The 24,439-nt window shown below is 28.8% G+C and carries 20 protein-coding genes and 1 riboswitch; of the genes, 17 read left to right on the forward strand and 3 right to left on the reverse strand.

The window, feature by feature from the left end:
- The first annotated feature begins 126 nt into the window (after positions 1–126).
- The 8 genes from EK368_RS09080 to ymfI all read left to right on the forward strand — a co-directional run bounded on the left by EK368_RS09080 (position 127) and on the right by ymfI (position 9,973).
- Positions 127–1,041 carry a transposase gene (locus tag EK368_RS09080; protein ID WP_129598683.1) on the forward strand — a complete coding sequence of 305 codons (915 nt, stop codon included), beginning with the start codon at positions 127–129 and terminating at the stop codon, positions 1,039–1,041.
- A gap of 365 nt (positions 1,042–1,406) precedes the next feature.
- On the forward strand, positions 1,407–2,294 hold the full coding sequence (locus EK368_RS09085; RefSeq protein WP_129598685.1) for a GDSL-type esterase/lipase family protein: 888 nt from the start codon (positions 1,407–1,409) through the stop codon (positions 2,292–2,294).
- On the forward strand, positions 2,281–2,754 hold the full coding sequence (locus EK368_RS09090; RefSeq protein WP_129598688.1) for a DUF4358 domain-containing protein: 474 nt from the start codon (positions 2,281–2,283) through the stop codon (positions 2,752–2,754). Before EK368_RS09085 ends, EK368_RS09090 begins: the two co-directional genes overlap by 14 nt.
- Before the next feature lie 25 nt (positions 2,755–2,779).
- The gene (locus EK368_RS09095; RefSeq protein WP_129598691.1) at positions 2,780–4,186 is read left to right on the forward strand and encodes an MBOAT family O-acyltransferase; all 1,407 of its coding nucleotides are present in this window, start codon (positions 2,780–2,782) and stop codon (positions 4,184–4,186) included.
- A 13-nt stretch (positions 4,187–4,199) separates the two neighbouring features.
- A complete protein-coding gene (locus EK368_RS09100; RefSeq protein ID WP_129598694.1) occupies positions 4,200–5,321 on the forward strand; it encodes a DHHW family protein in 1,122 nt (373 codons plus the stop codon).
- A 66-nt stretch (positions 5,322–5,387) separates the two neighbouring features.
- Positions 5,388–6,824: an aminotransferase class I/II-fold pyridoxal phosphate-dependent enzyme gene (locus tag EK368_RS09105; RefSeq protein ID WP_129598697.1), complete on the forward strand. Its 1,437-nt coding sequence runs from the start codon at positions 5,388–5,390 to the stop codon at positions 6,822–6,824.
- 156 nt (positions 6,825–6,980) lie between these two features.
- Positions 6,981–9,059: a methyl-accepting chemotaxis protein gene (locus tag EK368_RS09110; protein ID WP_129598699.1), complete on the forward strand. Its 2,079-nt coding sequence runs from the start codon at positions 6,981–6,983 to the stop codon at positions 9,057–9,059.
- A gap of 173 nt (positions 9,060–9,232) precedes the next feature.
- The gene (gene ymfI / locus EK368_RS09115) at positions 9,233–9,973 is read left to right on the forward strand and encodes an elongation factor P 5-aminopentanone reductase (protein ID WP_129598702.1); all 741 of its coding nucleotides are present in this window, start codon (positions 9,233–9,235) and stop codon (positions 9,971–9,973) included.
- Positions 9,974–9,980: 7 nt separating this feature from the next.
- Here the strand turns inward: ymfI and EK368_RS09120 are convergent, their stop codons facing one another.
- A complete protein-coding gene (locus EK368_RS09120; protein ID WP_129598705.1) occupies positions 9,981–10,424 on the reverse strand; it encodes a MarR family winged helix-turn-helix transcriptional regulator in 444 nt (147 codons plus the stop codon).
- A 173-nt stretch (positions 10,425–10,597) separates the two neighbouring features.
- On the opposite strand from EK368_RS09120, the gene EK368_RS09125 reads away from it, so the two are divergent.
- The 8 genes from EK368_RS09125 (at position 10,598) to EK368_RS09160 (ending at position 22,530) form a co-directional block, all read left to right on the forward strand.
- Complete coding sequence (locus EK368_RS09125) at positions 10,598–12,787, forward strand: ABC transporter ATP-binding protein (RefSeq protein ID WP_129598708.1); 2,190 nt, start codon at positions 10,598–10,600, stop codon at positions 12,785–12,787.
- On the forward strand, positions 12,784–14,631 hold the full coding sequence (locus tag EK368_RS09130) for an ABC transporter ATP-binding protein (RefSeq protein WP_129598711.1): 1,848 nt from the start codon (positions 12,784–12,786) through the stop codon (positions 14,629–14,631). Before EK368_RS09125 ends, EK368_RS09130 begins: the two co-directional genes overlap by 4 nt.
- 91 nt (positions 14,632–14,722) lie before the next feature.
- The gene (locus tag EK368_RS09135; protein WP_129598714.1) at positions 14,723–15,244 is read left to right on the forward strand and encodes a transcription repressor NadR; all 522 of its coding nucleotides are present in this window, start codon (positions 14,723–14,725) and stop codon (positions 15,242–15,244) included.
- 109 nt (positions 15,245–15,353) lie between these two features.
- Positions 15,354–16,277, forward strand: coding sequence for a quinolinate synthase NadA (gene nadA, locus EK368_RS09140; RefSeq protein ID WP_341472787.1), 924 nt, complete (start codon positions 15,354–15,356; stop codon positions 16,275–16,277).
- 4 nt (positions 16,278–16,281) lie between these two features.
- Entirely contained in the window at positions 16,282–17,838 is a 1,557-nt protein-coding gene (gene nadB / locus EK368_RS09145) for an L-aspartate oxidase (RefSeq protein ID WP_129598720.1), read from the forward strand.
- Entirely contained in the window at positions 17,820–18,677 is an 858-nt protein-coding gene (gene nadC / locus EK368_RS09150) for a carboxylating nicotinate-nucleotide diphosphorylase (RefSeq protein ID WP_129598723.1), read from the forward strand. The genes nadB and nadC overlap by 19 nt, the downstream gene beginning before the upstream one ends.
- Entirely contained in the window at positions 18,667–19,698 is a 1,032-nt protein-coding gene (locus EK368_RS09155; RefSeq protein WP_341472788.1) for a PTS sugar transporter subunit IIC, read from the forward strand. The genes nadC and EK368_RS09155 overlap by 11 nt, the downstream gene beginning before the upstream one ends.
- A 102-nt stretch (positions 19,699–19,800) precedes the next feature.
- Positions 19,801–22,530 (forward strand): UPF0182 family membrane protein, encoded by a 2,730-nt coding sequence (locus EK368_RS09160; RefSeq protein ID WP_129598729.1) that lies wholly within the window; start codon positions 19,801–19,803, stop codon positions 22,528–22,530.
- A 29-nt stretch (positions 22,531–22,559) separates the two neighbouring features.
- Here EK368_RS09160 and EK368_RS09165 read toward each other — a convergent pair whose 3' ends face one another.
- Complete coding sequence (locus EK368_RS09165; protein ID WP_129598732.1) at positions 22,560–23,177, reverse strand: site-2 protease family protein; 618 nt, start codon at positions 23,175–23,177, stop codon at positions 22,560–22,562.
- A gap of 179 nt (positions 23,178–23,356) precedes the next feature.
- A riboswitch (THF riboswitch) is annotated at positions 23,357–23,459 on the forward strand.
- Positions 23,460–23,515: 56 nt separating this feature from the next.
- Between EK368_RS09165 and EK368_RS09170 the strand changes: the two genes are divergently transcribed.
- A complete protein-coding gene (locus tag EK368_RS09170; protein ID WP_129598735.1) occupies positions 23,516–24,037 on the forward strand; it encodes a folate family ECF transporter S component in 522 nt (173 codons plus the stop codon).
- Between the two features lie 78 nt (positions 24,038–24,115).
- On the opposite strand, the gene EK368_RS09175 is transcribed toward EK368_RS09170, so the two are convergent.
- Positions 24,116–24,307 (reverse strand): hypothetical protein, encoded by a 192-nt coding sequence (locus tag EK368_RS09175; protein WP_129598738.1) that lies wholly within the window; start codon positions 24,305–24,307, stop codon positions 24,116–24,118.
- Positions 24,308–24,439: the final 132 nt, after the last annotated feature.

Raw genomic sequence — 24,439 nt, forward strand, 5'->3', positions numbered from 1 at the left:
ACAAGAAAACAAGGGACAATTAACAATAAATCTATATTAGAGAAAACAAGGGACAATTAACAATAAATCTATATTAGTGAATATTTCAATACATTAAAAAGCATACTATTATAAAGGAGTGATAGTATGCCGAGATGTGCACGAATAAAAAGTAATGACTCAATTTATCATATAATGGTAAGAAGTATAAGTGAAATAAAGCTCTTTAAGGAAAGTGACGATAAAGATAAATATTTATTATTAATCAAGAAATATCAATACAAATATGGTTTTAAAGTATATGCTTATTGTTTGATGGATAATCATGGACATTTTATAATAGATGTAAATGGAGCAGATGTATCTAAAATAATGCATGGCATTAATTTTTGTTATGCACAATATTTTAACCAAAAATATAAAAGACATGGACATGTATTTCAAGATAGATTTAAAAGTAAAATAATAAATTCTGATCAATATTTAATAACTTTATCTGCATATATACATAGTAATCCTATGGATATCAAAAAATACAAAGATAAACCGCAAAAGTATAAATATTCAACATTAAGATTATTTTTAGGTTTGAAAAATGATTCATATGATATAGTAGAGGAAGAGTATATTATGAGTTTATTTAAAGGAGATATAAATAAGGCAAGAGGGATGTACTTGAAGTTTGTACTAGGATATAACAATGAAGCAATAGAAATAGAAGCGGAATTTATAAATGAAGAAACAGAATATAGAAGTGAAAGAATAATACATGCAAGAGACTATACCCCTAAAGATATTGTCCATTATGTAACAGGATATACCAAGATTAATGAAAAAAAAGTATACATAAAGTATAATAGAGAAGCTACAGAAAGTAGAGCAATATGTGCTTTGTTTATGAAAAGATTTTGTGATTTTTCACATAAAGATATATGTAGAGTGATAGGAAATATTACTAGTTCAAGAGTGTCAATGTTATGCTCTATGGGAGTAGATATAATACTTAAAAATTCAAGATATAATCGTATAATGGATGGTTTTATATGCAGTGAAGTAATATAAAAATTTAAAAAATCAAAGATTTATAGAATCTGGGCTGATACAGTGCAGATTATTTATTATGTATAGATATATAGTAAATCAAAATTGAAGTAATGAATCTATCAAATAAGTATATTTTTATTAGAAAGAATATACTTGTTTTTTTATTATCCTAAAGATAAAAATATTATTAAATGTCCCTAATGTCCTAATGTCCTACAATGTCCAATGTCCTTCAATGTCCTAATGTTCTACTAATGTTCTAATGTTTTACCAATGTTCCCTTTTGATTAATATCTCGAAATTGATACTTTTTTTTAACCATTTCTTAAAAAATATATATTATAATAGGTGTTGGATTTTATATAGTTCTTTGGAGGTATTAGATGGCTCGATTAAGAAAGAAAAAGAATAAAACTACATATAGAAAAATAAAATTTATTGTATGTATGATTTTGATTGCATTCATATGTATGATGAGTTTGTGGATAGAGAAATGTATTGCAGATAGCATTCCAAAAGAAAATAGTGTGATCCCTGAAGAAAAAAAGGATACTACTCAAAAAATGAAGAAAGAAGAGGACTTAAAAGAATATAAAAAAATAGATGAAGAGAAAAACTTACAGACAAATCATACAATAGAAATAAATAAGGAGAAAAAAGATGATATAAAAGAACAAATAACAATAAATCATGAAAAACAGGGAAATAAAAAATACAACTATAAAGAAATTTTTTATCAAGATGTATTTATAGGAGATTCTATTACAAATGGCTTATCCTTTTATCATTTATTAGATGATAAAAAAGTAATTGCAAATTTAGGAGATACTATTTCAAAAGCTTTGATGAAAATAGACAAAGTACTAATAATCAATCCACAAAATATTTTTATATTATTTGGAGTTAATGATTTTAAATATTATAAAACAGAGGAAGAATTTATAAAATATTATGAACAACTGATTCATGAATTGAAGAATAAATTACCCAATACAAACATTTATGTTCAATCTATATTACCTGTATCTTCTAAATATGAACAAAAAAATACTTATGTTACAAATGAAAAAATAGAAAATATGAATATACTTCTTATGAATATGAGTGAAGTAAATGATGTGACGTATATTCATATAGCAACTGTGATAGAAAATAGCAATGAAGATTTACATGAAGGAGATGGAATTCATTTTCGATATGCTTTTTATCCTGTATGGCTTAATTTTTTAATGGATTATACAAAGGAGGATTATAAAAATGAAAATATTTAAAAATAGGGCATGTATGATGGTACTTGTTATATTTATTTTAGGAACTTTAGTAGGATGTGGGAAAGAAAAAGTGAAAGATGTATCTATTGAAGATCTAGATCAAAAGATCAACCAAGAAGTGGAGTTAGTGGATATGGTAAAGGGTAATATAGAGCAATTAAAAACATTATACGATATAGAGAAAGAACAAATAGATTCATTTGTACTTTATACAGCTTCTACCAATATTAAAGCTAATGAAATTGCTATATTAAAAATAAAAGATTCTAATGATATAGAAAAGATTCAAGAAAAACTTAAAAATAGAATAGAAAAACAATCTCAAAATTTTAAAGAGTATATTCCAGAAGAATATTTTTTAATAGAAAATCATGTTTTAAAAAATAATGGAGAATATATTGTTTTTATCATATCACAAGATGCACAAAAAATAGAAGAAATCATTGATGGTTGTTTTTAGAGAGAATGAATTGGAGGAATGAGGTTTGGTATTTAGTAGTTTAATATTTATCTTTTTGTTTTTACCCTTTATGATTTTTATATATTATTTATCACCAAGGTTTCTTAGAAACCTTGTTTTACTTATAGGGAGTTTTGTATTTTATGCTTGGGGAGAACCTATTTATATACTCATTATGATTTTTTCTACTGTTTTTGATTATGTAAATGGTTTACTTATAGAAAAATATAAAAATCAAAAAATAGTTACCAAAAGTATAATACTTTTATCTATGACAGTTAATTTAGGAATTTTATGTTTTTTTAAATATTATGGTTTTATTATAGCAAATATAAATGTAATTTTTAATCTAAGTATGAAGAGTACACATCTTCCGTTGCCTATAGGAATATCATTTTATACATTTCAGACTATATCGTATGTTATAGATGTATATCGAGGAGAAGTTTGTGCACAAAAAAATATTATATCTTTTGGAACATATGTAGCGATGTTTCCCCAATTGGTAGCAGGACCTATTGTAAGATATAAAGATATTATAAAAGAGTTGTCCAACAGAAAAGAAAATATAAGATTATTTGGAGAAGGTATACAGCTTTTTATTATAGGATTATCTAAAAAAGTACTTCTTGCCAATAATATAGGTATTCTTTGGAATAGCATAAAAGGGGTATCTCCTCACGAAATATCTGTTTTTTCTGCATGGACAGGCATTATTGCATTTACATTTCAAATTTATTTTGATTTTAGTGGATATTCAGATATGGCTATAGGGCTTGGAAAAATATTTGGATTTCATTTAACAAAAAACTTTAATTATCCATACACTTCTAAAAGTGTAACAGAATTTTGGAGAAGATGGCATATTTCCTTAGGAACATGGTTTCGAGAGTATTTATATATTCCTCTTGGAGGAAATAGAGTTGGAAGAGGAACACAATACAAAAATTTACTTATTGTATGGTTTTTGACAGGATTATGGCATGGTGCAAGTTGGAATTTCATTATTTGGGGACTATACTTTGGCATGTTTGGAACTATAGAAAAAATATTTTTACTTAGGTGTCTGGAAAATAGATCTTCTTGGATTCGTCATATTTATACTATGATGGTTGTTACAATTGGATGGGTATTTTTTGAATTTGAGAGTATGTATCTAGCTATTGATTTTATCAAAACTATGTTTGGTTGGAATGTATCGGTATGGATGGATGAAAAGGGAGTTTATGATTTGTATACGAACCTTTTATTGTTTGTTCTTTTATTCATTTGTTCTACGCCTTTTCCTAAAAATATGATTTATAAATGGAGACAAAAATGTAGTGTAGTAAAAGATATCATTTTATCTTTTGGAACTATAATTCTTTTAGTAATTTGTACCGCCTATTTAGTAAATGAAAGCTACAATCCATTTTTATATTTTAGATTTTAAAAGAGGTGCTTATATGAATCAAAGTAATATTTATCAAAAGATGATCTCTATTCTTTTTTTAGGATACATAGGAATTATTTGTATATTAAACTATATAAGTTTAGATACAATTTTTTCAGAATCAGAAAATAGGATGCTACAACAAAAGCCATATTTTTCTTTTAAAAAAATAGTAGGTGGTCAATTTATTTCACAATATGAAAAATATTTTACAGATCAATTTATTGCAAGAGATTTTTGGATAGGAATTCGATCAGATACAGAAAGAATTATTGGAAAAAAAGAAAACAACAATGTTTATTTGGGAAAAGATGATTATTTGATAGAGGCTTTTCATAAACCAAGTAAAGAAAATTTTAATCAAAAGATCAAAGAGTTTTATAAATTTGCTGATGCTACTCCTAATGTTCATAAATATTTTTTATTAGTGCCTAATTCAGTTAGCATATTAAAAGATAAGCTTCCACCTTATGCACCCACTGATGACCAATTACTTTATATAGAAGAATTTAAAAAGAATATGCCTAAAAGTATAAAATTCTTAGATATATACAATATGTTATATAATAAAAAAGACGAATATATATTTTATAAAACAGATCATCACTGGACTACAAAAGGAGCGTATTATGCTTATGAAAAAATTGCTAAGGATATGGGACTGATTCCTTACAAGAAAGAAGATTTTCAGATTCAAAAGGTTACAGATGAATTTTATGGATCTTTGTACTCAAAGAGCGGATTTAGACATGTACAACCAGATGATATTGAGCTATATATACCAAAACAAAAAATTAAGTATCAAGTAGAGTATATAGAGGAAAATAAAATAGATCATCTCTTTTATAATTTGGACAATCTTTATAAAAAAGATAAATATAAAGTGTTTTTTGATGGAAACCATCCACTTATGAAAATTTCTTCTGATCAAGATCAACAAAAAAAGCTATTGATTATCAAAGATTCTTATGCAAATAGCTTGATTCCTTTCTTAGCATTGCATTATAGTGAGATATATGTAGTAGATCCTAGATACTATAAAAAAAATTTACAGGAGTTAATCTACAAAAACCATATTGAAAATGTTTTAATTCTTTATAATGAAAATACATTTTTTCAAGATTCTATAGAATAATGAGAAAAAACATATAAATTTTAAAAAAATAAAAAACAATATAATCGTTTTTTCTAGGAGGAAAATATGGATACTTTTATAATAAACAAATTACAATCTATGAGAGCTGAAGATATTGTATCTTTTCATGTACCTGGACATAAAAATGGAAAAGCTTATGAAAAATATCATATAGAAGATTTATTATCTATAGATGTAACAGAAATAGAAGGAACAGACAATCTTCATGAACCTACAGAAATTATAAAAAAAGCTCAAGATAAAGCCTCAAAATTTTTTGGATCAGAGCATACCTTTTTTCTTGTAAATGGTACATCTTGTGGAAATATTGCTGCTCTTATGGCAGTTGCAAATCCTAAGGATCAAGTAATTATTCCTAGAGATTGTCATAAATCTGTTATGAATGGGTTGATTCTTGGAGAGATTGACCCTATTTATATATGTCCACAAGTAGATGAAAAAAATAGATTACCAATGGGGGTTACTCATGAGGAAGTAAAAAATGCTATTATAAACAATCCACATATAAAAGCTGTTATTATTACTTATCCAAATTATTATGGTATTTGTTCAGATATAAGAAAAATAGCACAAATAGTTCATGAATATGACAAAATACTTATAGTAGATGAAGCTCATGGGTCTCATTTTATACTCAATGAAAAACTTCCAAGTAGTGCTCTACATGCAGGAGCAGATATAGTAATTCAAAGCACACATAAAACTTTATTTGGATTTACTCAAGCTTCTATGCTTCATGTAAAATCTAAAAGAGTAGATATAGAAAGATTACGATTCATGTTAACGATGCATCAAAGTAGTAGTCCTTCTTATTTGTTAATGAGCTCACTAGATATGGCAAGAGCTATTGCACAAAAGGATGGAAAAATATTGATGAAGCAGCTTTTGAAAAATATAGACTGGTTTTCTAGTGAATTAAAAAATATAGATGGGGTAAAGATGATAGATGAAAATAAAGTAAGTCCATGGAAAAAAGATTTAACAAGACTTGTTATAAGCATGAATGAATTAGGAATTAGTGGAGGGAAGCTTGAAAATATTTTAAGAAATGAATATAAAATACAAATGGAAATGAGTGATATTCATTATATTGTAGGAGTATGCACCATTGGAAATAAAAAAGAAGATTTTTACAAGCTACTATATGCTATCAAAGAGATCAAAGCAAAATATACAAGACATGATCAAGAAGAAAAAATTATTTTTAATTATTATGCATCTCCTAAAGTATGTATTCCTCCTAGAGAAGCAGTATTTTTATCAAAAAAGATTGTTTATATAAGGGATAGTATAGGAAAAGTAAGTGGGGAATATATTATTCCATATCCTCCAGGAATTCCTATTATTTGCCCAGGAGAAGAAATTACAAAGCAAATGATAGATCAAATCATGTATATGAAAAAAAATAAAATCAATATTATAGGTATGAAAGACGCCTCTTTACAAACTTTGAAAATAATTGACAAAAAAGAAGGAAAATAGAGAATCTTGTAGAAATAATAAAAGGTATTCCTTTAGAAGAGCTACAATTAATTTTTTCAAATACACAATAATAAAAAAACAAACTATAGTTTAATCAGATAAAGCAAAAATTTTATCTAAAGGAGAAGTCAATGGATAGGGATGGTGTAGGGTCTTATGAAAAAGTTAAAGCATCAATTTATGGTTATTATATTATTAATTGTTGTGATACCCTTTGTAATTTCCAGTATTATTAATTATTATTTTATTTCTACAAATTATAAAAAAGATATGGAAAAAAATAACCAATTTTTAGCACATTCTATTGCATCACAAGTAAATTTATTTATTGAAAAAGCGTATTCTATTACAGAAGATATAACAAATAACAGTCAGATTAAAAAATTTGATCCAAGTGATCAAAAAGATGTGTTAGTGAATGTAGCTCAAAGAAACCCTTATTTTGATCTTTTGTATATACAAGGAACAGATGGAATGCAAACAGCAAAAGATAAAGGAAATCTTGGAGATAGATCTAATAGATGGTGGTTTCAAGAGTTTATGCAAGAACAAAAGCCTTTTGTGAGTAAATCATATTATTCAATAAATGGAAATATTCCTGTCACTTCTATATTTCTTCCAATTTATGATGAACAAAAAACTTTAAAAGGAATTATGGCTGCTGATGTAAAATTAGACTATTTACAAGGACTAGTAGAGAAATTTAATCATCAAGAAAGTCAAAGTGCTTATATTATTGATAATGAAGGAGTCGTCATTGCTCATACAGATGAAAAGCAAGTACAGGAACAATATAATTATAAAAATTTTACAAAAACACTTTTGATGAGAGATTCAGATGGAAAGATCTTATTAGATGAAGAAGGAAATCCAAAAGAAGAAATCAAACCTATTGAAGTTCCTAAAGAGGTTCAAAAAATAGCACAAGAAGTATTAAAAGGACAATCAGGTGTTATAGAATACAAAGAAAATGATGGAAAAGAGGTAGTAAGCGCTTATACTAGTATAAAGCTGCCAGGAAATTCAGAACCTTGGGGAGTTCTTACTGTACAAAAAAAATCTGTGGCTATGAACTTTGTATCAGATGTTCAAAAGAAAAATTTATTTGGAGCTATGGGATTAATGATTTTAGCTGTAGGAATTGCTTATATAGTAGCACAAAGAATTACAAAGCCTATTATCCATATGATGAAGCTTATGGATCGAGCTTCAAACGGAGAGTTAGGGGTAAGATGTGACATTCAATCTAAAAATGAAATAGGAAAACTAGGAGAAAGTTTTAACAAAATGTTAGAAGGTATGACAGCGCTTTTACACAAAGTTCAAGAGGTTTCTAGTGCAGTTAAAAAATCGTCTAACCTTTTATCAACTACTACAGAAGAGTCAGCATCTGCTATAGAAGAGGTGGCAAGAACGATATCAGAGGTAGCAAATGGTGCAAATGATCAAGCAAGAGATGCAGAAACAGGAGTAATGGAAGTTTCTAATCTCTCACAAGAAATTGAAAAAGCTATAGAGAAAATACGAGAAAGTAAATCGCATGCAAATCAAATCTATAAAGCAAATTCTAAAGGCTTAGAAGTCATTCAAAATCTTGAGACAAAGACCATAGAGAGTAATGAAGTAAGAGGAGAAGTGATAAAGGTAGTAGAGGATTTAAGTGTAAAAGCAGATAGAATAGGAAATATTTTAGAAACGATCATGGATATTTCTGAGCAGACAAATCTTTTAGCACTTAATGCAGCCATAGAAGCGGCTCGCGCAGGAGAAGCAGGCAGAGGTTTTGCAGTGGTTGCAGAAGAAGTAAGAAAACTTGCAGAGAGTACAGGAGAATCTAGCAATCATGTAAAAGAGATTATTACAGATATTCAAAAGGATGTAAAAATTGCTCAAACAACTATTCAAGGGTCAGAAAAGGTTGTAAAGGATCAAAATCAAGCTATTGAGCATACGCAAAAGACATTTCGTCACATTGCAAATACTATTTCTAGTATTGTAGAGAGAATTCATGAGATGGGACAAAATATGGAGGAAATTTCTTCTTCCAAAGAAAAAGTTATGGGAGTCATTGAGAATGTATCTGCTGTATCACAAGAGACAGCTGCAGCATCTCAAGAGGTATCTGCATCTACTGAGGAGCAAGCAGCATCTATTCAAGAAATTAGTCATTTAGTAGAAGAAATGAATCAAATGATCAATGAATTAAATGAAAGTATGAATCAATTTAAGTTTTAAAATATTTAATTTAGTATCAATATAATAACTATAAAGCATCTTTAGAAGAGCATGATTCTAAAGATGCTTTTTTGTAGGTAGAATAGGGTGTCTATTGTCATAAATGTAAATAAAGAATATATTATAATTTGTTAATATAAATGGAATTTTACAAAAATAGAGGAGGGAGAGCTATGCACGATATAAAGACAGTAGTCATTACGGGTGCTTCTAGAGGTATAGGAAAAGCAATGGCTCAGATGTTTGCCCAAAAAGGATATAGTGTACTTATAAATTTTAATAAATCTGAAAAAGAAGCTAAAGATTTATATCATCATCTAAAAAATGAAGGATGTTCTGTAAAAATTTTCAAGGCAGATATATCTAAAAGAAATGAAGTAGATTCTATGATAGAATTTTGTGTTAAAGAATTTGGGACAATTGACGTTTTGATTAATAATGCAGGAATAAGCCAGGAAAAATTGTTTACAGATTTAACAGATGAAGATTGGGATCAAATGATGAATATCAATTTAAAAAGTGTTTTTTATTGTACACAAAAGGCTTTAAAATATATGATTTCTAAGAAAAAAGGAAAGATCATTAATATTTCTTCTATTTGGGGTATGATCGGTGGATCTTGTGAGGTTCATTATTCAGCAGCAAAAGCTGGAATAATAGGGCTTACAAAAGCATTGGCAAAAGAATTAGGGCCATCCAATATACAAATCAATTGTATTGCTCCTGGAGTGATTCAAACAGATATGCTTAATCCTTATAATGAGAATGAATTAAAGGTTCTTATAGAGGATACTCCTTTAATGAGATTAGGACGCCCTTTTGATATTGCCAGTTGTGCATATTTTTTAGCATCTGATCATGCAGATTTTATAACAGGTCAAATTATTAGCCCAAATGGGGGCTTTGTCATTTGAATTTTTACTATTTTATCTTTAAAATGATATTTGTCATACTTGTAATATGATTATTTAAAATTTCTAAATCCTCCTCTTGAAGGGAGGAAATTTTTTTTTGTAAACTATTTTTTATTTTTTTTTCTTTATTTTTTATAAATTGATGACCTTTATCTGTTAATTCAATGTTTATGATTCTTCTATCATTAGGATCATAGGATCTTTTAACTATATTTTTATCAATGAGTCTATCTATGATAGGTGTCATATTTGGTTTAGATATGATAAGGCTTTTAGCAATTTGAGAAATAGAAGAAGTACCATTATGTCTAAGATAGAGGATGACTTTAACATGAGATGGGGGGATTGTAAAGTTTTTCATCATTTCGTTGGGATCAATAATTTTAGTGTGTAAAGATAAAAATAAATCATATAGGTCTTGAGAGATTTTGTTGAGTTTAATAGTATTCATCTTGTCCTCCTTATATAAATTTATCTATATTATAATGCATATGCAATGATTATACAATAAAAAAAGTTATTGACATATAAAAATTATTTAAATATAATTGTTATGAAATCATAATTAAATAAATTTACATGAATAAATTTTGATAATAGAAATCAGAAAAAGAGGTGTATACAATGCTAAAGCTCATAAAGTATCTTAAACCTTTTATTGTTTCAATTGTATTTATCATAGTTTTTTTGTTTGCACAAGCTATGTGTGATTTATCTCTTCCAGATTATATGTCTAATATTGTGAATGTAGGAATTCAACAAGGAGGAGTAGAAAATGCTGTACCTAAAGTTATTCGCAAAAGCGAACTAGATAAGCTTACGTTTTTTATGAAGGAAGAGGATAAGAAAAAGGTGGAAAAATATTATATTCTTTTAAATAAAAAAAATATTTCCAAAGTTGAGCTTAATGATTATCTAAAAAAATACCCAAAGCTTGAAGCAGAATCACTATATAAGATCAATACAAAGGATAAAAATATAATTGATGAATTAAATCATATATTTGGTAAACCTATATTTATTGTTAGTGGAATAAAAAGACAAGAATCCAGTAAAAACTTATTGATAAGTGATTCAAAAATGTCTAAAGAGCAGATTCATGAAATGCAAAAAAAGATATTTGAAAAATTAGATGATATGCCTGATCGTATGGTTACCCAGTCAGCTACTACTTTTATTCACAAGGAATATGAGTATATAGGAATCAATACAAATAAGCTTCAATCTAATTATATATTGATTTCAGGAGCTAAGATGCTTGCTTTGGCACTACTTAGTATGGTTGCTACAGTAATTGTTGGACTTTTAGCTTCTAAAGTAGCAGCAGGACTTGGAAGAGATCTAAGAGGAATGGTATTTAGAAAGGTTACTAGTTTTTCTAATACAGAATTCGATCAATTTTCAACAGCTTCTTTAATTACAAGAAGCACAAATGATATTCAACAAGTACAAATGCTTATGGTAATGTTACTTAGGATGATCTTTTATGCACCTATTTTAGGAATAGGTGGAGTAATAAAGGTGCTTGGTACAGATACATCTATGGGATGGATTATAGCTGTAGCAGTAATGGCCATTCTTACATTGGTTGTTTTATTATTTGCATTTGCTATTCCTAAGTTTAAGCGTGTACAAAAGCTAGTAGATAAAATAAATTTAATTGTCCGTGAATCTTTGATAGGAATGCTCGTTATTCGTGCTTTTAATACTCAAAAATATGAAGAAGAGAAATTTGAAAAAGCAAATAAAGATTTAACAAATACAAATTTATTTGTAAGTCGTTTAATGACTCTTATGATGCCTATGATGATGCTTATTATGAATTGTATTACGATTCTTATTGTATGGGTAGGTGCACATAAAATTGATACAGGTAATATGCAGGTAGGAGATATGATGGCTTTTATACAATATACTATGCAAATTATTATGGCTTTTTTTATGATTTCTATGGTATCTATTATGTTACCTCGAGCTTCTGTATCTGCACAACGTATATGTGAAGTTTTAGATACAAAAGTGACGATTGTGGATATAAAAGAACCAAATGAATTTAAAAATGATCATAAAGGGTCTGTAGAGTTTAAAAATGTCTGTTTTAGATATCCAGGGGCTAAGGAAGATGTCCTTTCAAACATTTCTTTTACTGCTAAGCCTGGTGAAACTACTGCTTTTATTGGAAGTACAGGTAGTGGTAAATCAACTTTAGTTCATTTGATTACAAGATTTTATGATGTGACAAGTGGAGAAATAGCAATTGATGGAGTAGACATTAGAAATGTATCTCAAAAAAAATTAAGAGAAAAGATCGGCTATGTACCTCAAAAGGGAGTTTTATTTTCAGGGACTATTAAAAGTAATATTCAATATGGAAATAAAGATAGAACAGAAGATGAATTAATAAAAATATCAGAGATTGCACAAGCTATGGAATTTATTAGTTCCAAGCCAAAGGGATTACAATCGGAAATCTCTCAAGGAGGAAGTAATGTTTCAGGAGGTCAAAAACAAAGGCTCTCTATTGCTCGTGCTCTTGCTAAAAAACCAAAGATCTTCATATTTGATGATAGTTTTTCAGCTCTTGATTTTAAGACAGAAAAATTACTTCGTAATGCATTAAAAAGTGAAATGGTAGATGGTACTGTTTTAATAGTTGCACAAAGAATTAGTACCATTATGAATGCAGATCAGATTATTGTATTAGATGAAGGAAAGATGGTAGGTCAAGGTACTCATAAGGAGCTTATGAAAAACTGTAAGGTATACAAACAAATTGCTCGATCACAACTTTCAAAGGAGGAACTATCATCATGAGTAATAAAAAGATAGAGAATAAAAAGCCTGGAAGTTTTGGTGGAAATATGGGCAATATAGGAAAAGTTGAAAGAGCAAAAGATTTTAAGGGAACTATGAATAAATTAATCAAGTATCTAAAGCCCTACAATATATGGATGATTATTGTAATTATTTTTGCCATAGGAAGTGCAGCTTTTTCTATTATAGGTCCTAAAATTTTAGGAAAGGCTACAACTAAAATTTTTGAAGGTTTAGTAAGTAAGATTATGGGAGTAGAAGGTGCTTTTATTGATTTTTCTTATATTAAAGATATACTTCTTGTGTTGTTAGGACTATATATAGTGAGTGCTTTGTTTTCAATTATACAAGGCTATATTATATCAGGAGTTGCTCAAAAGGTATCCTATTATTTAAGAAAAGACATTTCAGAAAAAATAAATCGTATGCCTTTAAAATATTTTGATCAAAGGACTCATGGAGAAGTATTATCAAAGGTTACAAATGATGTAGATACAGTAAGCCAAACGCTAAATCAAAGTATGTCACAGATGATTACATCCATTATTATAATCATTGGAGTACTGATTATGATGTTTTCTATCAGTTGGCAAATGACTATGGTAGCACTTTTAATACTTCCAGTATCCATGGCATTTATTATATTTGTGATAAAGAAATCTCAAAAATATTTTAAATCTCAACAAGAATTTTTAGGACATGTTAATGGACATGTAGAAGAAATTTATGGAGGACATAATATAGTCAAAGCTTTTAATGGAGAAGAAGAGGCTATTGAAAAATTTGAAACAATAAATGAGACACTTTATCATTCAGCATGGAAATCTCAATTTTTATCTGGAATGATGATACCTATTATGACTTTTATTGGAAATATAGGGTATGTAGGTGTATCTATTTTGGGTGGATGGCTTGCTATTCAAAAAACTATTGAAGTTGGAGATATATTATCTTTTGTTCAATATATGAGAACTTTTACTCACCCTATAGGTCAAGTAGCACAAATTTCTAATGTTTTGCAATCTACAGCAGCAGCAGCAGAGAGAGTATTTGAATTTTTGGAAGAACCAGAAGAAGCTTTAGAGCCAAAGAACCCAGTAAAGCTTAAAGAAATAAAGGGAGAAGTTAATTTTTCTCATGTTCATTTTGGATATGATCAAGACAAGATTATTATCAATGATTTTTCAGCTTATATTAAACCAGGTCAAAAGGTAGCTATTGTAGGACCAACAGGTGCAGGAAAAACAACAATTGTAAAGTTACTTATGAATTTTTATGATATCAATAGTGGAGATATACTTATTGATGGATATAATATAAGAGATTTTAAAAAATCAGATTTACGTAGTATGTTTGGAATGGTACTTCAGGATACATGGTTATTTAAGGGCTCTATTATGGAAAATATCCTCTATGGAAGACTTAATGCTACAGATGAAGAAGTAATAAAAGCGGCAAAATTGGCTCATGTAGAAAGCTTTGTAAAGATGTTACAAAATGGATATAATATGCAGATCAATGAAGAAGCAAATAATTTATCAGGAGGACAAAAGCAGTTAATCACTATTGCACGTGCAATCCTTGCAGATCCTAAAATACTAATTCTTGATGAAGCTACAAGTTCAGTTGATACTCGTACTGAAATTTTTATACAACAGGCTATGAAAAATCTAATGAAAGATAGAACCAGCTTTATTATTGCTCATAGATTATCTACCATACGTGATGCAGATTTGATTTTAGTGATGAAGGATGGGGATATTATAGAGCAAGGAAATAATGAAGAATTAATAAAGAAGGGTGGATTTTATGCAGAGCTTTACAATAGTCAGTTTGAACAATAGTCTAAGGCATCCTTAGTATAGGATGCTTCTTTTTTTTGAAAAATCTGATATAATAGAAACAAATTTTTTAAATTTTAGAAAGGAAGATTTCATGACAACAGATGAAAGAAGAAAAGAGATTATCTCTATTTTAAAGAAGAATACAGAGCCTATTACAGGAACAGAGCTTTCAAAAAAATTTGGTGTCAGTAGACAAGTCATTGTACAAGACATTGCAGTAATTCGAGCAGAAGGATATAATATTTTGGCTACCTCTAATGGATACTTAATTCCTACCATTGATGAGAAGAAAAGAAATATTCAAACCATTGTATGTTCTCATGATAGATATGATCAAATTGAAGAAGAGCTAACTATTATGGTAGATATGGGAGCAAAGGTATTAGATGTCATTGTGGATCATCCTGTTTATGGAGAAATTAGAAGTTCTTTGATGATAGGATCAAGAATGGATATAGAAGATTTTATGGAGAAAGTAAAAAAAAGCAGTGCACAACCCTTGTCTGCTTTAACAGGGGGAGAACATATTCATACTATTGAAGTTCCTAATGATCGAGCTTATGAAAAAATAATAAGAAAGTTAAAAGAAAAAGGATACTTTATAAACGAGTAATTTAGTATATAACAAATTTTAAAACTTTACTTATTGTAAAAACACAAAAAATTTGTTATATTTTTTGTATGGCATGTGACAAGACATGTGTAAAAACACAAAGAAGGGATTGAAAAAAGTGACTCAAAAGGAAATGATAGAAGAAATTCAAAAGTTAAAAAAGAAAAAAAAAGCAGTTATATTGGCTCATAATTATCAAAATCCAGAAATTCAAGATATAGCAGATATTGTAGGAGATTCTTTGAAATTAAGTGAAGAAGCAGCAAAAACAGATGCAGATTGTATTGTATTTTGTGGAGTACATTTTATGGCAGAAAGTGCAAAGATATTATCTCCTAATAAAAAAGTATTACTTCCTGTAAAAGATGCAGTATGTCCTATGGCAGATATGGTCAATAAAGATGATTTGATAAATTTTAAAAAAGAAAATCCAAATATTTCTATTGTCTGTTATGTAAATTCATCAGCAGAGGTAAAAGCACAAAGTGATGTATGTTGTACTTCCTCTAATGCATTAAAAGTTGTAGAAGGGTTAAAGGAAGATACTATATTGTTTGTTCCAGATATTAATTTAGGAAGCTATATTAAAAATAAATTGAGTCAAAAGAATATCATTTTATGGACAGGATATTGTATTACTCACCATAGAGTTAAAGGATCAGAAGTAGAGAAAGTAAAAAAGCTATATCCAAATACAAAGCTTTTGGTTCATCCTGAGTGTAATGAAGATGTAGTAAAAAAAGCAGATTTTGTAGGAAGTACTTCAGAGATTATTCATTATGCTTCTACTTGTGAAGATAAAGAGTTTATTATAGGAACAGAGATGGGGGTATTACATTCACTTAAAAATAAAAATCCAGATAAAAAATTTTATTTATTATCTCCTAAACTTATATGTTCAAATATGAAAAAAACTACCTTAGAAGATGTATACAAAGCTCTTTATCATGAAAACAATGAAATCCAGGTGGAAGAAGAAATGAGGAAAAAAGCTTTAAAATCTCTTAATAAAATGCTTGAATTAGGGAGATGAAAAGATGGATAGTGAAGTGCTTTACAATATAAAGGAAGATCCTAAGAAAGAAATTTGTGATGTACTCATTTTAGGGACTGGAATTTCTGGACTTTATGCTTCTTTAAATATTGATCCAAAGTATAAGGTTATCCTTATTTGTAAAAAAAGATTAGACCAAAATAACAGTTCTTTGGCTCAGGGAGGGATTGCAGCTTGTATAGATGAGAATGATGATTTTTATTCTCATTATGAGGATACCTTAAGGGCAGGAGCTTACTATAACCGAGAGGCTACAACAAAAGCAATGATAAAAGAAGCTCCAAATCATATTGAGAAGCTTTTGGAGTATGGAGTTTTGTTTGATCGTGATGAATTAGGAAATCTTAAAGTAACAAAAGAAGGAGGTCATTCAAAGAGAAGAATTCTACATGTAAAGGATGCAACAGGAAAAGAAGTGATAAGAGCACTAGGAGAAGAAGTCAAAAAAAGAAAAAATATAAAAGTATATGAAAATACATTTGCGATAAAGCTTTTAACTTATGAAAAAAAAGTATGTGGAGTATTGGCAATAAATAATAATAAAAACATTATTTATCAAAGCAAGGTAGTGATTTTGGCAACAGGAGGAGTAGGGCAGGTTTATAAAAATACTACAAATCCAGATACTGCAACAGGTGATGGAATTGCCATGGCCCTAGGAGTAGGTGCTAATATAAAGGATATGGAATTTATTCAATTTCATCCTACTGCACTATATGATAAAGATCACGGTCAAAAATTTTTAATATCAGAAGCTGTAAGAGGAGAAGGAGCTATTCTTAAAAATATAAAAGGGGAAGCTTTCATGAAAAAATATCATCCAATGAAGGATTTAGCCCCAAGAGATATTGTAGCAAGAAGTATTTTTATAGAAAAAGAAAAGACAAAAAAACCATATGTTTATTTAGATATTACACACAAAAGTCCTGATTTTATCAAAAATAGATTTCCAACCATATATAATAGATGCTTAGAAAAAGGAATGGATATGACAAAGGAATATATTCCTGTATGTCCTGTTGCTCATTATACTATGGGAGGAATAGATACAGATATAAATGGAAAAACAAATATAGATAGACTTTATGCTTGTGGAGAATGTGCTTGTAGTGGAGTTCATGGAGCCAATAGACTCGCTAGTAATTCTTTATTAGAAGGAATTGTATTTGCAAAAAGAGCAGTAGATCATATTCATAAAAATATAGATTCTCTAGATTTATTGCCTATATCTATAGAAAGATATGGATATGTTATAAAAAGCAATATAGACATGAAAAAAATAAAAGAAAGAATAAAAGAAATCATGGATGAGAAGGTATCTATTATAAGAAATGGACAAAATCTTTTTGATGCTTATAAAGAAATAGAAAAAATAGAAAATATGATAAAGGATAAAGTGTATATAATAGATGAATATGAATGTATGAATCTTTGCACCATAGCAAAGTTAATTATAGATGCTTCATTAAAAAGAACGAAAAGCATGGGAGCTCATTATAGAACAGATGAGGAGAGAAAAACATGTATAATCAATTTTTAGTAGAAGAAATTATTAAAAATGCACTCATAGAAGATATGAATGATAAAGATTTGACTACAGAGCTTTTAATAGATGATATTTTAAAATCTACAGCTTATATCATAGCAAAGGAAGATGGTGTTTTAGCTGGAATTTTAGTTGCAAAAGAAGTATTTAAAATATTAGATCCTACTATTTCCTTTGATATTTTAAAAGAAGATGGAAGCATTATAAAAAAAGGAGAAAAAATTGCAAAGATCAAAGGAAAAACAAAAACTATTTTAAAAGGAGAAAGGACAGCTCTTAATTTACTTCAAAGAATGTCAGGAATTGCATCTTTAACGAATAAATATGTAAGTACTATCAAACAATATTCTACAAGAATTGTAGATACAAGAAAAACTACTCCTAACTTAAGAATTTTAGAAAAATATGCAGTTTCTGTAGGAGGAGGATACAATCATAGATTCAATTTATCAGATGCAGTAATGATTAAGGATAATCATATTAAAGCTGTTGGAGGAATTAAAAAAGCTATTCAAAAGGCTAAAGAAAATATCCCCCATATAGTAAAAATAGAAATAGAAGTTACATCCTTAGAAGAATTAAAAGAAGCACTAGAGGAAGGTGTAGATATTATCATGCTTGATAATATGGATATATCTACAATGGAGAAAGCTGTAAAAATAAATAACAAACAAGCTATACTTGAGGCTTCAGGAAATATTACAATAGAAAGAGTAAAAGAAATCGCAGCTATAGGAGTAGATATAATATCAGTAGGGGCTCTGACTCATTCTGTAAAGGCTATGGATCTGAGTTTATTATTTGTAGATGGAGGAGAAAAGATTGAAGAGTAGATTTTCTTTTAGAGATTATATAACAAATGCATTAAATGGAATGGCTTTAGGACTTTTTTCTTCTTTGATTATAGGCCTTATATTAAAGCAAATAGGAGAATATACAAATATTTCTTTTTTAGTAGATTTCGGAAGAATTGCTCAATTTTTAATGGGTCCTGCTATTGGTGCAGGAGTAGCGTTTAGCATAAAAGCACCTCCACTTGGAATATTTGCATCTATTGTAACAGGAGCTATAGGAGCAGGAACTGTTGTACCTATGGATACATCTTTTACCATTACTATAGGAGAACCTGTAGGGGCATTTATAGGATCATTAATAGGAGCTGAATTTGCTAAAATAGTATCAGGAAAAACAAAAATAGATATTGTGATCATTCCACTAGGAACCATATTGGTAGGGGGATGGGTAGGAGTGTTTATAGGCCCTTTTATATCATCTTTTATGAAGGAATTAGGAGCAATGATCAATCATGCAACAGAGCTTCAACCTATTCCTATGGGGATATTAGTTGCAGTTTTAATGGGAATGATTTTAACTCTTCCTATAAGCAGTGCAGCACTATCTATTTCTTTAGGACTTAGTGGACTAGCAGCGGGGGCTTCTGTAGTAGGGTGTGCAACACAAATGATTGGATTTGCTGTTGCAAGCTACAAAGAAAATGGATTTGGAGGAGCAATTGCTCAAGGAATTGGAACATCTATGCTACAAGTCCCAAATATCATTAGAAATCCTCTTATATGGATACCACCTACCCTAGCTAGTGCTATTTTAGGACCTATTGCTACTACTATTTTAAGAATGGAGAATAATAGTATAGGTGCTGGAATGGGAACAAGTGGATTGGTAGGGCAATTTGGAACCATGGCTGTTATGAAAGGAACAGAGCCTATGGAATGGATTGTAGGTAAAATTATAATCCTTCATTTTATTCTTCCTGCCATACTTACACTTATCATTTCTAATTATATGAGAAAAAAAGGATGGATTAATCTTGGTGATATGAAATTAAATCCATAGTTTGAAAAAAGTTCTGCTCGATAGTATAATGAGACTATCGAGCTTATTTTTGTAAAAAATAGGGTATATTATATATAACCCATAAGTAAAGAGGTGAAATGTGTGAAAAAATCAGCAGGATGGTTATTAGGAGTATTGATGATTGGGGTGATCTTTTTATTAACTTCATTTGGAACGATCATTCACTTTGTTACAGATTATCAGTGGTTTTACGAAGTAGGATATACAAAAGTATTTTTAACAAAGCTTATGACACAATTTAAAATAGGGATTCCATTTTTTATTGTATTTACTCTTTTGATTCATTTTTATCTATTATCTATTAAAAGGAGTTATAATAAAAAAATTCATACATCTTATGTAGGAATGAGTGAAAAGAAAATAAATAGAATAATTTTAGGAATATCATCATTATTTTCTTTTTTTGCAACCCTAACAGTTAATAGTAGTTTATGGTTTGAAATTCTTAAGTTTTTAAATGGAACAAATTTTAATATAAAGGACCCTATTTTTAATCATGATATAGGCTTTTATATGTTTAAGCTTCCATTGATCCAAAGAGTATATTATATGTCTATAAGTTTTATTATATTTTTAGGAATTCTGACAGTGATTTTATATATGCTATTAGTCAGTGTAAAAAGACCCACATTATTTGATGTGAATCATGATATGCAGGACATTCCAAATAAAAGAATAGATACAGACAATTTAAAGCAGATCTTTCATATTGCTTTTAGACAGCTTGTTATTTTAGGAACTATTTTATTTGTTTTATTAGGATTAGGCTATGTATTAAAAACTTATGATCTTTTGTATTCTCCTAGAGGAGTAGCATATGGAGCAAGTTTTACAGATGTGCATGTGACTTTGTGGGTATATAGAATACAAATTGTTTTAGCTATAGTCTCTGCCATATTATTTATATTAGGAGCAAAAGCTAAAAATATAAGATTGGCTCTTTCAGGACCCGTCATTATGATTGCAGTATCAATTTTAGGAAATATAGCAGCTTTAGGAGTGCAAAATTTTATTGTAGCTCCTGATGAAATCTCAAAAGAAAGAACATATCTTTCTTACAATATTGATTACACAAATAAAGCTTATGGGCTAGATGAAATAGAAAAAAAGAAGTTTGCAGCAGATCAAAATATTACAAAAGAAGATATTAAAAACAATCAAGAGACTATTAACAATATAAGAATTAATGATTATAGACCTACAAAACAATACTACAATCAAAGACAAGGGATTCGTCGTTACTATCAATTTAATGATGTAGATGTAGATCGGTACAATATAGACGGAAGATTGACTCAAGTATTTTTATCGCCAAGAGAAATAGATGAAACTAAAATAAGCGACCAATGGATTAACAGGCATCTAAAATATACTCATGGATATGGGGTAGCATTGTCTTCAGTTCATGATATTACAAATGAAGGACAGCCAGATTTATTAATAAAAGACATTCCTCCCCAATCTTTAGTAAAAGATTTACAAATTAAAAGACCTGAAATTTATTTTGGAGAGCTTACAAATAATTATGTGATTACAAATACAAAAGAAAAAGAATTTGATTATCCTAAGGGAGATCGGAATGCAGAGACTTTTTATGAAGGGACTGCAGGAATCAGCCTTAAAGGACTGAATAAAATTTTATATGCCATAAAAGAAGGAAGCTTTAAAATACTCATATCAGGAAACATTACACAAGATAGTAAAATTTTACTTTATAGAAATATAGAAGAAAGAGCTAGAAAAATTGCACCTTTTATTTATTATGATGATGATCCTTATTTAGTCATAGAAAATGGAAAACTCTCTTGGATATTAGATGGATATACTTTAAGTGATAATTATCCTTATGCAAAACCTTTTGGAGAGGATAATACCAATTATATTAGAAATTCAGTAAAAGTAGTCATCGATGCATACAACGGAGACGTTACATATTATATATCTGATCCAAAGGACCCCGTGATTCAAACTATGGCAAAAATATTTCCAAATTTATTTGTGAGTATGGATAAAATGCCAGAGGAAATCAAAAGTCATATAAGATATCCTCAAGCTTTATTTGATATACAAGCAGATGTTTATAAAACTTATCATATGGATGATATAAATGTATTTTATCAACAAGAGGATCTATGGGATATTGCACATGAAATATATGATAGAGAAAAGCAACAAATGGAATCTAACTATTCTATTATGAAACTTCCAGAAGAAGAAAAAGAGGAGTTTTTACTTACGATTCCATATACACCAAAAAATAAACCAAATTTAACAGCTCTTTTAATGGCTAGGAATGATGGAGAAAACTATGGTAAACTCATGATTTATACAATGCCAAAACAAAAAAATATTTATGGACCTATGCAGATTGAGTCTAAAATTGATCAAGATACAAATATTTCTAAAGAATTTTCTTTATGGGGACAAAAAGGATCTACTTATATTCGTGGAAATGTAATGACTATCCCCATTGAAAATTCCCTAATATATGTAGAGACGATCTACTTAAAAGCAGATAATGAAAATAGCCTTCCTGAGGTGAAAAGAGTAGTGGTAGCTTATGGAGATAAAATTGCGTATGAAAATACACTAGAAGAAGCTTTGGAGAGTTTATTTGGAGTAGACGAAGATACTACACCTATAAAAGATAAAGAAGAGTCAGAAGCTATAATAGATACAAAAGGATTGATTATAAAAGCAAATGAATTATTTAGAAAATCAGAAGAATCACAAAGAAATGGAAATTGGGCAGAATATGGAAAATATATTGATGAATTAAAAGGGGTGCTAGAAAAATTAAATCAAATGTAAAAGGGAATCCATAGGATTCCCTTTTTATACTATATAAATAGAAAAATACTTAAAAGTTGTTGATATACAATTCGAATGGGAGGCCCCATAATTTTATCGATCATATTGGTGATGATGAGTAGTGCTAAAATAAATCTTCCTTTTGAAGCAATTTCATAATAAATGGGTTTATCCTTCATACCTAATATTCCAAATAAGATGTGAGATCCATCTAGAGGTGGGATAGGAAGAAGATTAAATACAAATAAAACTATATTGATCCATACTGTATAATCAAAAACTTCCATAAAGGTATTGTAAAAGTTACCTAACAAGGTAGCAGGAATTATTTTCATAATAATAAGAAAAAATATTGCAATGCTTAAATTCATTAAAGGACCAGCTAAAGATACTAAAATATCATCTCTTTGCGGATTTTTAAAATTATTTTCATTGATATGAACAGGTTTTGCCCATCCAAAACCAGCTAGAAGAATAAACAAAAATCCAAAAGGATCAATATGTACCCCTGGATTTAAAGAAAGTCTTCCTTCATGCTTTGGAGTATCATCTCCAAGCCAAACAGCTACTTGTGCATGAGCATACTCGTGAAAGGCAAATCCTATAATGATACCAGGAATAATTAAAAGTGTTTGTCTAATATCCATTCATTTCCTCCTTTATTGCACCAAAATATATGTATATTATATCAAAATATGAGATTGAAAAACACTTACTTATGAAAAAAAATATATATTGGCTAGAATCTATCAAAATACACATTTTGGGAGTTGAGAAATTTGTAAATATTATGTATAATTAATTCGAAATATAAAATTGCAATAAAGGCAGAGTAGGTATTTGTGCGTAAAGTGCTAAAAGAAAGGGAAGTTATCTTTTAGACGAAAGGCGTTATTAAGCTTGCGATACATATGCTGCATTCCGCTGCTGCAAAAGGGTTTATTCCTTCTTTTGCCGGCATATTGCACAAAAGGAGGAGTAAAAGATGAGAAAATCACAGAAGTTAGTGTATTTGAGTTTATTGGTAGCAATAGAAATTATACTAACCAGGTTTTTTGCTATTGAAACACCTATTATTAGAATTGGGTTTGGTTTTTTACCTATAGCCATATGTGGAGCTATATTTGGACCAGTTTCAGCAGGATTAGCTGCAGCTGTAGCAGATATTTTCGGAATGATGATTTTTCCAAAAGGAGCTTATTTTCCAGGCTTTACTTTAAGTGCTTTTTTGGGAGGAATAATCTATGGAGTTTTTCTTTATAAAAAAGAAGTAAGCATTAAAAAAATAGGCATGGCGGTACTTTTGATTACATTATTGATTGATTTAGGCTTAAATACTTACTGGTTGAGTATGATTACAGGAAAAGCTGCACAAATTCTAATCATTCCAAGAATTAAAAAAAGTATTATTATGTTTCCCATCCATGTATATTTAATTTTTACATTATATAAATCTATTGATAAAGTAGGAATGTTTTTCCCAAAGTTGGGACATAAAATAAAATAATATTTTAAAAAGATAAAAGACCTTTGTTAGGTCTTTTATCTTTTTGAATATGATTATATAAAAGGGATAGGATTATGGCTATCTATTTCTTAAGATTTTTAATTCTTCTAAAGACATATCATCTAAATGTCTTGCCATATGAGAAAATTCTCTACGGCTCATGAATCCTTTTTCGATCAAAATTTCTATAATACTAGCAATGGCTAAAGTATTTCTATAATCAATTTCTTTTAAATCACCAATTTGTGCGTATAAATCAATATCGTACATGATATTACCCCCTTAGTTATTCTATAGTGATCATTATTAACTAAATGAAAGATAAATATACATGATTGAATGAAATTATATATTTAGCACGTAAATGAATTTTATGCATAATATAAAATAGAGTTATTCATT

The sequence above is a fragment of the Anaerophilus nitritigenes genome, from assembly GCF_004138215.1.
Lineage (GTDB): Bacteria > Bacillota > Clostridia > Peptostreptococcales > Thermotaleaceae > Anaerophilus > Anaerophilus nitritogenes.

Excerpts from the sequence above, each read along its gene's own strand:
- EK368_RS09105 (WP_129598697.1), top strand. The coding sequence starts at position 5,388 with ATGGATACTTTTATAATAAACAAATTACAATCTATGAGAGCTGAAGAT.
- nadC (WP_129598723.1), top strand. The coding sequence starts at position 17,820 with ATGTATAATCAATTTTTAGTAGAAGAAATTATTAAAAATGCACTCATA.
- EK368_RS09085 (WP_129598685.1), top strand. The coding sequence starts at position 1,407 with ATGGCTCGATTAAGAAAGAAAAAGAATAAAACTACATATAGAAAAATA.
- EK368_RS09130 (WP_129598711.1), top strand. The coding sequence starts at position 12,784 with ATGAGTAATAAAAAGATAGAGAATAAAAAGCCTGGAAGTTTTGGTGGA.
- ymfI (WP_129598702.1), top strand. The coding sequence starts at position 9,233 with ATGCACGATATAAAGACAGTAGTCATTACGGGTGCTTCTAGAGGTATA.
- EK368_RS09110 (WP_129598699.1), top strand. The coding sequence starts at position 6,981 with ATGAAAAAGTTAAAGCATCAATTTATGGTTATTATATTATTAATTGTT.
- EK368_RS09170 (WP_129598735.1), top strand. The coding sequence starts at position 23,516 with ATGAGAAAATCACAGAAGTTAGTGTATTTGAGTTTATTGGTAGCAATA.
- nadB (WP_129598720.1), top strand. The coding sequence starts at position 16,282 with ATGGATAGTGAAGTGCTTTACAATATAAAGGAAGATCCTAAGAAAGAA.
- EK368_RS09080 (WP_129598683.1), top strand. The coding sequence starts at position 127 with ATGCCGAGATGTGCACGAATAAAAAGTAATGACTCAATTTATCATATA.
- EK368_RS09120 (WP_129598705.1), bottom strand. The coding sequence starts at position 10,424 with ATGAATACTATTAAACTCAACAAAATCTCTCAAGACCTATATGATTTA.
- EK368_RS09125 (WP_129598708.1), top strand. The coding sequence starts at position 10,598 with ATGCTAAAGCTCATAAAGTATCTTAAACCTTTTATTGTTTCAATTGTA.
- EK368_RS09175 (WP_129598738.1), bottom strand. The coding sequence starts at position 24,307 with ATGTACGATATTGATTTATACGCACAAATTGGTGATTTAAAAGAAATT.
- EK368_RS09135 (WP_129598714.1), top strand. The coding sequence starts at position 14,723 with ATGACAACAGATGAAAGAAGAAAAGAGATTATCTCTATTTTAAAGAAG.
- EK368_RS09100 (WP_129598694.1), top strand. The coding sequence starts at position 4,200 with ATGAATCAAAGTAATATTTATCAAAAGATGATCTCTATTCTTTTTTTA.
- EK368_RS09090 (WP_129598688.1), top strand. The coding sequence starts at position 2,281 with ATGAAAATATTTAAAAATAGGGCATGTATGATGGTACTTGTTATATTT.
- EK368_RS09165 (WP_129598732.1), bottom strand. The coding sequence starts at position 23,177 with ATGGATATTAGACAAACACTTTTAATTATTCCTGGTATCATTATAGGA.